Source organism: Arthrobacter oryzae, from assembly GCF_037911235.1.
GTDB lineage: Bacteria > Actinomycetota > Actinomycetes > Actinomycetales > Micrococcaceae > Arthrobacter > Arthrobacter oryzae_E.
The window spans coordinates 54382-67169 of sequence record NZ_JBBLYW010000048.1; the positions used below are offsets into that span (position 1 = coordinate 54382).

Sequence of the window (12788 nt, forward strand, 5' to 3'; positions counted from 1 at the left end):
GGGCCGTGTGATGATCATCGCAAACACTATCAGCAGGCCCGTCAGCGCACTGTTTTCCTTGCGGCGCGGCCAGTTGCCCTAGGCTGGGAACCAAGCCCCGATCTGACTCATTGGTAACAAAATGGTTACTATTGAAAGTAAACCCCCGCTGATGATAGGTATCCCTTTGCGTTTCAAGACTGCAGTTGCACTAGTGCTGCTCGGCCTCATGACACTGCTGGCCGGCGTAGGACAGAAGACCTTCTGGGCCCCGGCCGAGACCGTTACGGCCACGGCGCCTGCCGACGGCACCGCCGCTCCGCTGACCGTTATTGACGAAAAGTTGCGGACCCTTCACGGGGGTACGGTCAAGATCAACGTCAAGGGCGAAGGCAGCTTCATGCTGGCCGCCGGCCGCCCGGATGACGTTGACGCCTGGGTTGGCAAGACCGCCCACAACACCGTCTCCGGAGTATCCGAGGACAACAAGGCCCTTCAGCTGACCCATACTGACGGTGAAGCAGCCGCACCATCGCCCGCCGGTTCCGATCTGTGGGTCACCACCGAGAACGCCAGCGGTGAACTGAACTACACGTGGAGTGCCCCGGCTGACGGCGAGTGGTCGCTGCTGCTGGCCTCGGACGGCACCAAGCCGGCGCCGTCGTCCATTTCCATGACGTTCCCCAATGACACGTCCACTCCGTGGGCTGTGCCGTTGATGGTCCTTGGCGGCCTGCTGATACTGGCCGGACTGGCACTGCTCGTACTCAAGCCAAAGGGCGGCAAGCCTGCCGGAGTTGGCGGGGACGAGACCGGCGAATCCATGAAAGACAAGCTTGTCCGCCGTGCCCGCGCAATACGTCCGGCCGACAAGCCGGCCCCTGGCGACAAGCCGGCACCCGCCGCTCCGTCGCCGGTCGAAAAGCACCCCGGCTCCACCAATTCCCCTGCCGCCTTCGGCGCGGGGCGGACGGGCCTTGCCATGGCTGCGCTCGCAGCCACCCTCGTGGCAGGAACCGGCGTGGCAGCCCAGGCAACCACGACTCCGGCGCCGTCGCCGTCCTCCGGCGAAACTGCCGCGGCAGACACCGCTGCCGATTCCCCGGTGCTCCTCGATGCCCAGTTCCGCCGCATCCTGGAACAGGTGTCCAGCACGGTGGACGCCGGCGACGCCGCCAAGGACGCTGCGAAGCTCAAGTCCCGCGTGGACCGCACCGAACTCGAGGTCCGCACGCAGAACTACAAGATCCGCTCCCAGGTGGGCGCCTACGAGGCACGCATGCCCGTCCGCGCCACCAAGCTGCTGACCACCGTCGTGACCAGCAAGCGCGCCTGGCCCCGCTCGGTGCTTGCCGTCACCCAGGGTGAAGGCAATGTTGTGCCCCAGCTCCTGACCCTGGTGCAGAAATCCCCGCGCGAGAACTACAAGCTCGTGGAAACCACGCCGCTGCAGCCGGGCACCACGTTCCCGGCCATCGGACGCGCCGGCACTGAGACCCTGGCCGCCGACGACAAGTCGGGCCTGCTCTACAGCGGACAGGAAGCCCTGGCCGGGCTGGGCGACCGCCTGACCAAGGCTGATTCGACGTTCAAGGACAAGCTCGTGGAGGGCCAGTCCTCGCCGTACATTGCCGACACCCTGGCCTACCAGGCGGATGTGGCCAAGACCGGCGTCAACGGCAACTTCAGCTTCACGCACAAGGTGGTCCCCGAGGACACCGTGGTGTTCCGCACCGCAGACGGCGGCGCGCTGGTCCTTGGCCGGCTGAACTTCGCCTTCGACGGAACGCCCAAGGCCGAGGGCGACAAGCTGGCCATCGGCGACGACGCAGCAGTGCTGGCCGGCGGCAAGGAAACGAGCTCCGGCATGGTGCTTAACTTCGCTGAATCCATGGCGGTCTACATCCCGCCGACCGGGTCCAAGGACCCGATGAAGCTCGTAGCGGCCACCCGCGGGCTCGTGGGAGCCAGCTTCAAGTAGCCCGCTCCGGGTATGACCGGCAGCGGCCGGAGTGGCTAGAGTGGAGGCTATGAGTTCGCCAGCCTCCCGACCAGTCCCTCCAGCCGCTGCCAGCCAGCTCAACCTGCGCGGCGCCGTCGACCTTTCCAGCCTGAAACAGCGCCCCGCGCCACCGGCCGGGCAGTCACCCGCCGGGGGTGCAGGGCAGTCCGCTCCGGGCCAGCCCGGCGCTGCTCCGGCGGCGGGCCCCGCCCAGGGGGCGTCGCCGGACACCGGCGGACAACCCCTTCGCGTCGAAGTCACCGAGGCCAACTTCCAGCAGCTCGTTGAACTGTCCGCACAGGTGCCCGTGGTCTTCGGGCTGTGGGCAAGCTATTCTCCCGCGTCAGGGGAGCTGCTCAACGTCCTTGAAGGCATTATCAACAGCTACGGCGGACGACTGGTCCTGGGGGCGGCTGACATCGACGCCTTCCCGCAGCTTGCCCAGGCTTTCCAGGTCCAGGCCGTCCCCACCGCAGTGGCAGTGGTGAAGGGGCAGCCGGTGCCCCTCTTCCAGGGCGGAGCCGACGAGCAGCAGGTGCGCAGCCTGCTCGATGAGCTGCTGAAGGTAGCTGCAGCGAACGGCGTCACCGGCAGCCTGGGCGGGGCAGGCGCAGCCGCGGCCGAGCCCGAACCGGCCCCGCTGCCGCCACTGCACCAGGCTGCCTACGACGCCATTGAAGCCGGCGACTTCGCCGCGGCCGCCGCGGCCTACCGGCAGGCCCTGCTGGAAATGCCGGCGGATGCCGAAGCCAAAGCCGGACTCGCCCAGGTGGAGCTGATGGAGCGCCTGCAGTCCGTGACCGGGCCGGACGGCGACGCGCTGCGCCAGCTCGCGGCCGAGCAGCCGGACAACCTTGAGGCCCAGCTGGGCGTGGCGGACCTGGACATCGCGGGCGGCCACATCGACGATGCCCTCGGCCGGATCGTCAGCTTCATCGGCCGGAACTTCGGCCCGGAGCGCGAGACCGCCCGGGTGCGCCTGCTGGAGCTCTTCGAGGTGGTGGGCCCGTCCGACGAGCGCGTCGCGAAGGCGCGCCAAGGGCTGGCACGGGTGCTTTTTTAATGGATTCGGCGCTCTTTTCGCCGCTGGAGCTACGCTCACTGAAACTGCGCCACCGCGGATGGGTTTCGCCCATGTGCCAGTACAGCTGCGGCCCCGACACCGGCGAAGGCGTCCCGCATGACTGGCATCTTATGCATCTGGGTTCCTTTGCCGCCGGCGGGGCGGCCCTGATCCTCACCGAAGCGGCCGCGGTGAACGCGGCCGGCCGGATCAGCCCGCTTGACGCCGGCATCTACAACGACGAACAGGCCGCAGCGTGGGAGCGGATCACGGGGTTCGTGCACCGCTACGGCGCCGCCGACGCCAAGATCGGGACTCAGCTGGCGCATGCCGGCCGCAAGGCCTCGACCTACTGGCCTTTCTCGGGGAAGCGCGGTTCAGTGCCGGCGTCCGACGGCGGCTGGCAGGCCGCGGGGCCGGGCACCGCGGCCTTCGACGGCTATACCGCACCCGCTGCCATGACAGCGGCGGAGATCGACGGCGTCATTGCCGATTTCGCGGCGGCTGCTGTGCGGGCCGTTGACGCGGGGTTCGACACGATCGAAATCCATGGCGCCCACGGCTACCTCCTGCACCAGTTCCAGAGTCCGCTCATCAACGACCGCACTGATGCCTGGGGCGGCGACGAGCCCGGACGGAACCGGCTGACGCTCGCCGTGGTGGACGCCGTGCGGAACGTCATCCCCGATTCGATGCCGCTGCTGCTGCGGATCTCCGCCTCGGACTGGGCCGAGGGCGGGATCGACGCTGCTGCCTCGGTCCGGCTGGCCAGCGCCGCCGCCGAGCACGGTGTGGACCTGGTGGACGTCTCCAGCGGGGGCGCCGTGGCGCACCAACAGATTCCCGCCGGTCCCGGCTACCAGACCGGGTTCGCGGCGCGGATTAAACGCGAGGCGGGAGTACGGACCGGCACGGTGGGACTCCTGACCTCGGCCGGGCAGGCAGAACACGCCGTCGCCACGGGCCAGGCTGACGGGGTCTTCATCGCCCGCGCCGCCCTCCGTGACCCCCACTGGTGGCTGCGCGCCGCCTTTGAACTCGGCCACGAGCTTCCGTGGGCCCCGCAGTACGAACGGGCCGTGCCCCGCCACTCTTTCTAGGAAGTAACCCTTCCGGACGATCCTCCCCCCGCGGCCGGGAGACTACGCTGGCACCATGACTGAACCGCAACCCGGTCTGCGTCCGTCCGCCGGCCCCGAGGACCACCCGGTTCCGGCCCCGCTCGCCGTTCCTGCCCTGTCCGTCCGCGGCCTCGCCAAACGCTTCGGGGGGAAGATCGCAGTGGACGGCATCAGCCTGGACGTGCCAGCCGGGTCCTTCTACGGGATAGTGGGTCCCAACGGCGCCGGAAAGACCACCACACTGTCCATGGCCACGGGCCTGCTCCGGCCGGACTTCGGCACTGCCCTGGTGCACGGCACCGACGTCTGGGCCCGGCCGCTCGAAGCCAAGAAGCTCATGGGCATCCTCACGGACGGCGTGCGGCTGTTCGACCGCCTGACGGGGGAGCAGCTGGTGAGCTACGCGGGCCTGCTGCGGGGGATGGACAAGGATGTGGTGTCCGCCAGGGTGGCGGAACTGCTGGCCGCGTTTGACCTCAGCGCCGACGCCGGAACCCTGGTGGTGGACTATTCAGCCGGCATGGCCAAGAAGATTGCCCTTGCCTCCGCCCTCATCCATGCGCCAAGGCTGCTGGTACTGGATGAACCTTTCGAGTCGGTGGACCCGGTTTCTGCGGCCAATATCCGCGACATCCTGGACCGTTACGTTGAATCCGGCGGAACAGTGATCGTTTCCAGCCACGTCATGGACCTTGTGCAGCGGATGTGCGACCACGTGGCCGTGGTTGCTGAAGGCAGGCTGCTGGCGGCCGGCACGGTGGAGGAAGTCCGCGCCGGCGCTTCCCTGGAGGACCGCTTTGTCCAGCTGGTAGGCGGCCGGAGCCGGACGGAAGGCCTGGAATGGTTGCGCACCTTCTAAGGCTCAAGGTGACGCTCCTGCGCAACAGCCTCCGGCGGAGCCCCTGGCAGCTGCTGGGGCTGATCATCGGCGGGCTGTACGCCGTCGGGATTGCCGGTTTCTTCGGCACGGCACTGGTGCTGCTCCGGACAGCCGACCTGGAGCTCGCCCAAACGGTGGTGGTGCTGGGCGGTTCGGCAGCACTCCTGGGCTGGGGCGTGGTCCCGGTGATCGCGTCATCGGCGGACATGACCCTGGATCCGGCACGCTTCACCACAGCAGCGGTCCCGATGCCGCAGCTGCTGGCCGGCCTCGCCCTCGGCGGGTTGATCGGCATTCCAGGCATCGCCACACTTCTCGTGGCACTGGCAACGGTGGGGACCTGGAGCAGGGGAGCGCCGGCTGTTGTTGCAGCCGTGGCAGGAGCCATCCTGGGTGTGCTGACATGCATCGTCCTGTCCAAGGTGGTGACGACGGCGACCGCCGGCCTGGCATCCTCACGGAGGTTCAAGGACGTCAGTGCGCTCGCCTTTATGGTGCCGCTCATGCTGATGGGGCCGGTCGTGGCGTTCATCGTCCAAGGAGCCGCAGGCTCCGCCCGCTTCCTGGCCGACCTTGCCAGGGTGCTGGCGTGGACGCCGGCCGGGGCGGCGTGGTCGCTGGGCGGAGATACCGCGGCAGGCCAGTACGGTCCCGCCGCGTTGAAGCTCGTGATCGCGCTGGCCACCCTGGCGGGCCTCGCCTGGTGCTGGAAGATCCTCCTCCAGCGCGCACTGGTCACGCCGCCCTACGCAGCGGGCGGCAGGAAGCGCGCCGGCCGGATGGGCCTCTTCGGGGTGCTGCCGGCCACCCCTACAGGCGCCATTATGGCCAGGGCGCTCACCTACTGGATCAGGGATCCCCGGTACTCGGGGTCCCTCGTTGTGATTCCGCTGCTGCCCGTCCTGATGTTCTTCCAGGCGAGCCAGACCGGCGATTACGGCGCGCTGTCGATCATCGGCCCGCTGGCCGCCTTCCTGCTGGCCTGGTCCATTTCCGCGGATGTGTCCTACGACAACACCGCGTTCGCCCTGCACCTGTCCAGCGGTGTCCGCGGCGTCCACGACAGGCTGGGGCGGGCCCTGGCCTGCCTGGCGTTCGCCCTTCCCATCGTGCTGGTCTTCAGCATCGGCCCGTTCTTCTTCACCGGGGAGTGGGAATGGCTGCCGGCGCTGCTCGGTTTGTCACTGGGCGTCCTGTTCACCGGGCTGGGCCTGGCATCCGTCATTTCCGCGCGGTACACGGTGGCAGTGCCGCTGCCGGGCGACAGCCCGTTCAAGAAGCCGCCGGGCAACGTGGCCCAGACCATGGCGGTCCAGTTCGGCGGGATGGGCGTGCTGCTGGTCCTCGTGCTGCCGGAGGCGGCCCTGGTCCTCACGCAGTCCATCACGGGCAACGTGGCGGCCGGATGGATCAACCTGGTGCTGGGCCCGGTCCTGGGCCTGGCCTTCCTCGCTGCAGGGGTCCGCCTCGGCGGGAAATGGCTCGACGTGCGCGGTCCCGAATTGCTGGCACAGCTTTCAGTCAACCGTTAGGCCCGGTTAGGGGCATGATGGGACAACAGGACGCGGAAAGGCGGTAAGCCGTGGAAGTGGTAATTCTTCCGGGGAGCAAACAGATCGGGTCCCTCGCGGCGGACGCCATCGAGGCCCTGGTGCGCCGAAAACCCGATGCGGTACTCGGCCTGGCAACAGGATCCTCGCCGCTGCCCGTGTACGACGAACTGGTCCGCCGGCATGAGGGCGGCGGCCTCGACTTCAGCCGGGTCCGCGGGTTTGCCCTCGACGAATATGTCGGCCTGGAGCCGGGACATCCCCAGTCCTACCGCGAGGTCATCCGCCGGGAGTTCACGGACCGGGTCAACATTGCGCCTGACAACGTCTACAGCCCCGACGGCTCGGCCGCGGACATCCCGGCAGCCTGCCGGGCCTACGAGGACTCCATGAGGGCAGTCGGAGGCGTTGACCTCCAACTGCTGGGAGTGGGCACCGACGGCCACATCGGATTCAACGAGCCCGGCTCGTCACTTGCCTCGCGGACAAGGATCAAGAGCCTCATCGAGCAGACACGCCGGGACAACGCGCGGTTCTTCAACAGCATCCATGATGTTCCCCACCATGTGGTGACCCAGGGGCTCGGCACCATCCTGGAAGTCCGCCATGTGATCCTGATCGCCACAGGCGCCCAGAAAGCGCAGGCTGTCCGGGACCTCGTGGAAGGGCCGGTGGCCGCCATCTGCGCCGCCTCCGTCCTGCAGCTCCACCCTCACGTCACGGTTCTGGTGGACGAGGCCGCCGCGTCATCGCTCAGGCTGGCTGACTACTACCGCCACACCTATGACAACAAGCCCGGGTGGCAGGGCCTGTAGTTGGGAGGTCCGGTTTTTTGTCCGGCACAGCGGCTAAGATGGATGCCATGACTAGCATGACGGACCCCCTCGAAAACGACCCGATGCGTGAGCTTTCCGGAGCAGGAACGTCCACTGCCACTATCGAGCGCGAGGAACTGCGCCAGGAAGTGGAGCCCGGTGACCGGGAACGGTTCTCCCACTACGTGCGCAAAGAGAAGATCATGGAATCAGCCATGACGGGCGAGCCGGTCATCGCACTGTGCGGCAAGGTGTGGACCCCCGGCCGCGATCCGCAGAAGTTCCCGGTCTGCCCGCAATGCAAAGAGGTCTACGAAGGCCTGCGTCCCGGCAAGGACGGCGGCAAGGGCTCCGACGGCGATTCGGGCAAGTAGGGCCGTTCACCGGCCGCCCGGCTCCGTCGGGTGACCGGCCCGTCCGGACAGGGCGGGGCAAGACAACCACGGGGCGCTGATCTTTGCTGCGCGCGTCCGTTGACCGATGATTTTGATGACCGGAGCAGTGCGGCTCCTCCGGAACAGATTGGTGTTTATGTTTATGTGTCTTTCGCTCACGGCTGCCGCAATGCGGGGAATTGAGGGCTCTGCGTGACGGAGACACTCTTTGGCGGACCAACGCTGCCACCGGCGTACCCCGAGCGGGCAGCATGGGGAACCGCACCCAAGCTCCGTGCATGGCAGCAGGAAGCGCTCGACCGCTATTTTGCGGCCGCCCCCAGGGATTTCCTGGCGGTGGCGACGCCCGGGGCAGGCAAGACCACTTTCGCCCTGCGGGTCGCTTCGATGCTGATCGAGGCCGGCACCGTGAACCGCGTGACCATCGTGGCGCCCACGGACCACCTCAAGCGCCAGTGGGCTGATGCCGCAGCGCGCGTGGGCATCGCAATCGACCCCAACTTCAAGAACTCGGACGGCCAGCACGGCCGCGGCTTCATCGGCGTCGCAGTGACCTACGCCCAGGTGGCCAGCAAGCCCATGCTGCACCGCGCGAAGACGGAAGCGGCCCGGACCCTGGTGATCCTTGACGAAATCCACCACGGCGGCGAAGCCCTGTCCTGGGGTGACGGCCTCCGCGAGGCTTTCGACCCCGCCGCGCGGCGGCTGTCGCTCACGGGAACGCCGTTCCGCTCCGACACGTCGCCCATTCCGTTTGTGGAGTACGCCGAGGACCGGGACGGCATCCGCCGCTCGAAGGCCGACTACACCTACGGCTACGGCAACGCCCTCCGTGACCATGTGGTCCGCCCCGTAATGTTCATGGCGTACTCGGGACAGATGCGCTGGCGCACCAGCGGGGGAGAGGAGATGGCCGCCTCCCTTGGCGAGTCGGCCGTCACCAAGGACATCATTGCGCACGCCTGGCGGACAGCGCTCAACCCGGCCGGCGAGTGGATTCCGGCTGTCCTCGCCGGGGCGGACAAGCGCCTGAGCGAAGTCCGCCGCACCGTGCCCGACGCCGGCGGCCTGGTGATCGCCACCGACCACGAGGACGCCCGCGCTTACGCGGGCCAGCTGAAGAAAATCACCGGTGAATCTCCCACTGTGATCCTTTCCGATGATGCCAAGGCGTCCAGCAAGATCGAGGAATTCACCTCCAGCGAAAAGCGCTGGATGGTGGCCGTCCGCATGGTGTCCGAAGGCGTTGACGTGCCGCGGCTTTCGGTCGGCGTCTACGCCACGTCCACATCGACGCCGCTGTTCTTCGCCCAGGCCGTGGGCCGTTTCGTGCGTGCGCGGAAGCGGGGGGAGACGGCTTCGGTATTCCTGCCGTCCGTTCCCCAGCTGACCGCGCTGGCGAACTCGATGGAGGCCGAGCGGGACCATGCCCTGGACCGGCCGGAGAAAGAGGACGGCGACGGCCTGTTCAATCCCGAGGACTCGCTCCTGGACGAGGCCAATCGCGAGGAGAAGGCCTCGGACAGCCTCACCAAGGGCAAGTTCGAGGCACTGGACTCGCAGGCATCATTCGACCGCGTCCTCTTCGACGGCGGCGAGTTCGGCACGGGCGGCGACATCGGATCCGATGACGAACTGGACTTCCTGGGCATCCCGGGCCTCCTGGATGCCGAGCAGGTGGGAACGCTGCTGCGCCAGCGCCAGCACGAACAGCAGAGCCGCAAAAAGCTGAGGGCTCCCGAGAGCGCTCCGGCACCGACCGTGCCGGACCACCGGATGCTGATGGAGCTGCGCAACGAACTGGCCAAGAACGTGGCTGCCTGGTCCGCGCGGACCGGAACGCCGCACGGGGTGGTGCACACGAAACTCCGCACCGTGTGCGGCGGCCCCCCGGTGGCGCAGGCCAACGAGGAACAGTTGCAGGCCAGGCTGCGGAAGCTTCAGGACTGGTTTATCGGCCGCAAGTAGGGGCCCGCAAGAAGGGGGCCGCGCTGCCCCGGGAAAGCTGGCTCAGGCGAGGTCCACGCCGCCGAGTTCCATTTCGGCGTAGGCGTCATCGAGGTCGGGGGCGATCCCGGCCGTCAGGTTCCTGGCAACCGTTACGGAATAGCCGGCCTGTACGGCGTCCAGGGCTGTGGCCATCACGCAGTAGTCGGTGGCGAGGCCCACGATCACCACGTCCTCCACATCGTGGCTCTGCAGCCAGTCGTCCAGGCCGATGGCGTCCTCGTCGGCGAATGAGCCGGCCGTGACCGACTCTGCGTCCTCCGGCAAGGGCAGGGCGCCGGGTTTCCGGTCGCCGGTGGGCACCTCGTCCTCGGGCGCCAGGATGCCTTCAAAGCCGGAGTAGGCGGCAGTGAACTGGCCCTTCCGGAAGTACGCCTGGATGTACTCCGTGTCAAGGTCCGGATGCAGCTCCGCGCCGGGGGTGCCGGCAACGCAGTGGGGAGGCCAGCTGTCGACAAAGTCGGGATTTTCGGAGAAATGGGTTCCGGGCTCGATGTGCCAGTCCTGCGTGGCCACGATGTGGTCGAACTGGCCGTGATGGGCATCCACATACTCGCTGATGGCGGCGGCCACTTCGGCCCCGCCCTTGACGGCCAGGGATCCGCCCTCACAGAAATCGTTCTGCACGTCAACAATGATCAGGGCGCGTGACATCAGTTCTCCTCGTAGACAGTGGGGATGGCCGGCTCGCCGCGTTGCAGCCGGTTGACGACGGCGGGCAGTTCAGCCATCGAGTCCATATGCCGCTGGCGGGCACGGAAGACGCCCTCGGACCCGGTCCAGCCTGGGAGCAGTTCGCCGTTTTTGATGAACTGCTGCAGCAGCTGGCGGTCGTTGCCGTCGTCTTCGGGACGGTGACCCACTCCCACGAGCTCCTGGGTGGCGACTCCCCGTTCGTTGAGCCTCCGCAACGCGTATTTCCGCCCGCCCTTGCTCGTCTTGTTTTTGGCGGCTTTGGCCACGGACACGAACTCCCCGGAGTCGTCTGTACGGCTGACGAGTTTGTAGACCATGCTCGCGGTGGGGGCGCCGGAGCCGGTGACCAGCGATGTGCCCACCCCGTAGGAGTCAACCGGTGCCGACTGCAACGCGGCGATGGCGTATTCATCCAGGTCCGAGGTGACCACGATCTTGGTGTTCTCATTGCCGAGATCGTCCAGCAACTGCCGGACCCACTGGGCCTGCGCCACGAGGTCCCCGGAGTCCAGCCTGACGGCCCCCAGCCTGGGACCCGCAAGGTCAACGGCCGTGCGGACGGCCGCTTCGACGTCGTACGTGTCCACGAGCAGTGACGTTCCGGCGCCGAACGAGGCGATCTGCGCCTCAAAGGCTTCCCGTTCGGTGTCGTGCAGGAGCGTAAAGGAATGGGCGGCGGTGCCTACCGTCTTGATGCCGTAACGCCGTCCGGCTTCGAGGTTGGAGGTGCTGTCGAAGCCGGCGATGACGGCTGCCCGGGCGGCAGCGGCCGCTGATTCCTCCTGGGTCCGCCGGGACCCCATTTCGATGCAGGGGCGGTTGCCTGCCGCGGTGATCATCCGGGACGCTGCGGAGGCGATGGCGCTGTCGTGGTTGAGCACGGAGAGAATGTAGGTCTCCAGGATGCAGGCTTCCGCGAACGTGGACTCAACAATCAGGATGGGGGAGTTGGGGAAATAGGCTTCGCCCTCGGCGTAGCCCCAGATATCCCCCGTGAAGCGGAACCCCGCCAGGTAGTCCAGGGTTTCGGCATTGACCACTCCGGAGCTGCGCAGGAAATCCAACTCGGGTCCGCCGAACCGGAAGTCCGCGATACCCTCAAGCAGCCGGCCCGTACCGGCCACGATCCCGTAGCGGCGGCCGTCGGGGAGCCGGCGGGCGAACGCCTCAAACACCGACTTCCGGTGCGCGGCACCGGAGTGCAGGGCGGCCTGAAGCATGGTCAGCTCGTAATGGTCGGTGTACAAGGACGTGCGGGGATGGTCCCAGCCAGCAGAGGTACTCACGAATTCACTCTAGTGCGCATCGCCCTAGAATGGACAGATGACCTTAAGCGTTGCGCTCGGCCCTGATACCCAGGAGAGCACCCAGACCGGAACAGTGACGTCCACCGACGCCCTGACGGCCCCGGACATTCCCTGGAACCTGGTGATCTGGAACGATCCCGTCAACCTGATGAGCTACGTGAGCTACGTCTTCCAAAGCTACTTCGGCTACTCGGAACCCAAAGCCAACAAGCTCATGATGGAGGTCCACAGGAAGGGACGTTCCATCGTGGCGCACGGCAGCAAGGAGCAGGTAGAGCAGCACGCCGTCGCCATGCACGGCTTCGGCCTGTGGGCGACGGTGGAAAAGGCCACCGGCGGCGGAAAAGACGGCGGATCCGGCAAGGGTAAAGGCAAACGTGGCTAAGGCATTCAAATACGGGCTCAAAGGCATCACCGGCTACCTGGAACCTGCGGAACGGGAACTGCTGCGCAGCCTGATCGACGACGTCATCTCGATGCTCCAGCCGGCCGAAAGCGCCAGCGAAGATCCGCTGACCGCCCTGATCGGGCTGGACATGAATGTCCAGGAACCGTCGGACCGGGCGCTCCGGCGGCTGCTGCCCAACGTGACGAAGGACGACGACGCCGCCTCCCTGGAGTTCCGGCAGCTGACGGAACGCTCCCTGCGGGAGAACAAGATAGGCGCCCTGCGGGCAGCGGCACTGGGGCTGGACTCCAACGAGCTGGTTCTTTCGCCCGCCGATGCCAGGCACTGGTCCCAGGCACTCAACGACGTCCGGCTCGTCCTCGCAGAACGGCTCGACATCCGGGACGACGCCGACGCCGAACATGTCCACGCCATGCAGGACTGGTCACAGGCGGAGGACGTGGAAAGCTACCTTGCCCTGGTGTACAACTTCACCACGTGGCTGCAGGAATCGCTGGTACAGGCCATGCTGCAGTCCATGGAGCCGCACGCCTGACCGGACCGGCGCGTTCCCCGTGCGGCGGG

At 67.2% G+C, this 12788-nt stretch carries 12 protein-coding genes; 10 read left to right on the forward strand and 2 right to left on the reverse strand.

Translation table 11 applies throughout. The annotated features are described in order from the left end of the window. The first annotated feature begins 151 nt into the window (after window positions 1–151). The 8 genes from WMN78_RS13615 to WMN78_RS13650 all read left to right on the forward strand — a co-directional run bounded on the left by WMN78_RS13615 (window position 152) and on the right by WMN78_RS13650 (window position 9773). Complete coding sequence (locus WMN78_RS13615) at window positions 152–1960, forward strand: hypothetical protein (RefSeq protein ID WP_340534253.1); 1809 nt, start codon at window positions 152–154, stop codon at window positions 1958–1960. Between the two features lie 49 nt (window positions 1961–2009). Further along, entirely contained in the window at window positions 2010–3044 is a 1035-nt protein-coding gene (locus tag WMN78_RS13620; protein ID WP_340534255.1) for a tetratricopeptide repeat protein, read from the forward strand. Further along, entirely contained in the window at window positions 3044–4144 is a 1101-nt protein-coding gene (locus tag WMN78_RS13625; protein ID WP_340534257.1) for an NADH:flavin oxidoreductase/NADH oxidase, read from the forward strand. The genes WMN78_RS13620 and WMN78_RS13625 overlap by 1 nt, the downstream gene beginning before the upstream one ends. A gap of 55 nt (window positions 4145–4199) precedes the next feature. Further along, window positions 4200–5024, forward strand: a complete 825-nt coding sequence (locus WMN78_RS13630; RefSeq protein WP_340534258.1) for an ABC transporter ATP-binding protein — start codon at window positions 4200–4202, stop codon at window positions 5022–5024. Continuing rightward, entirely contained in the window at window positions 5006–6577 is a 1572-nt protein-coding gene (locus WMN78_RS13635) for a transporter (protein WP_340534259.1), read from the forward strand. Before WMN78_RS13630 ends, WMN78_RS13635 begins: the two co-directional genes overlap by 19 nt. A 50-nt stretch (window positions 6578–6627) precedes the next feature. After that, window positions 6628–7410, forward strand: coding sequence for a glucosamine-6-phosphate deaminase (gene nagB, locus WMN78_RS13640; protein WP_340534261.1), 783 nt, complete (start codon window positions 6628–6630; stop codon window positions 7408–7410). Between the two features lie 38 nt (window positions 7411–7448). Then, window positions 7449–7784: a DUF3039 domain-containing protein gene (locus WMN78_RS13645; RefSeq protein WP_340534262.1), complete on the forward strand. Its 336-nt coding sequence runs from the start codon at window positions 7449–7451 to the stop codon at window positions 7782–7784. 213 nt (window positions 7785–7997) lie between these two features. After that, window positions 7998–9773 (forward strand): DEAD/DEAH box helicase, encoded by a 1776-nt coding sequence (locus WMN78_RS13650; RefSeq protein WP_340534263.1) that lies wholly within the window; start codon window positions 7998–8000, stop codon window positions 9771–9773. Between the two features lie 42 nt (window positions 9774–9815). On the opposite strand, the gene WMN78_RS13655 is transcribed toward WMN78_RS13650, so the two are convergent. Both WMN78_RS13655 and WMN78_RS13660 read right to left on the reverse strand, forming a co-directional pair. After that, window positions 9816–10466 (reverse strand): isochorismatase family protein, encoded by a 651-nt coding sequence (locus WMN78_RS13655; protein ID WP_340534265.1) that lies wholly within the window; start codon window positions 10464–10466, stop codon window positions 9816–9818. Continuing rightward, a complete protein-coding gene (locus tag WMN78_RS13660) occupies window positions 10466–11794 on the reverse strand; it encodes a nicotinate phosphoribosyltransferase (RefSeq protein WP_340534266.1) in 1329 nt (442 codons plus the stop codon). Before WMN78_RS13660 ends, WMN78_RS13655 begins: the two co-directional genes overlap by 1 nt. 37 nt (window positions 11795–11831) lie before the next feature. Between WMN78_RS13660 and clpS the strand changes: the two genes are divergently transcribed. Together clpS and WMN78_RS13670 are read left to right on the forward strand one after the other, a co-directional pair. Continuing rightward, window positions 11832–12200, forward strand: a complete 369-nt coding sequence (gene clpS / locus WMN78_RS13665; protein WP_340534267.1) for an ATP-dependent Clp protease adapter ClpS — start codon at window positions 11832–11834, stop codon at window positions 12198–12200. Next, window positions 12193–12759 carry a DUF2017 domain-containing protein gene (locus WMN78_RS13670; RefSeq protein ID WP_340534269.1) on the forward strand — a complete coding sequence of 189 codons (567 nt, stop codon included), beginning with the start codon at window positions 12193–12195 and terminating at the stop codon, window positions 12757–12759. Before clpS ends, WMN78_RS13670 begins: the two co-directional genes overlap by 8 nt. Window positions 12760–12788: the final 29 nt, after the last annotated feature.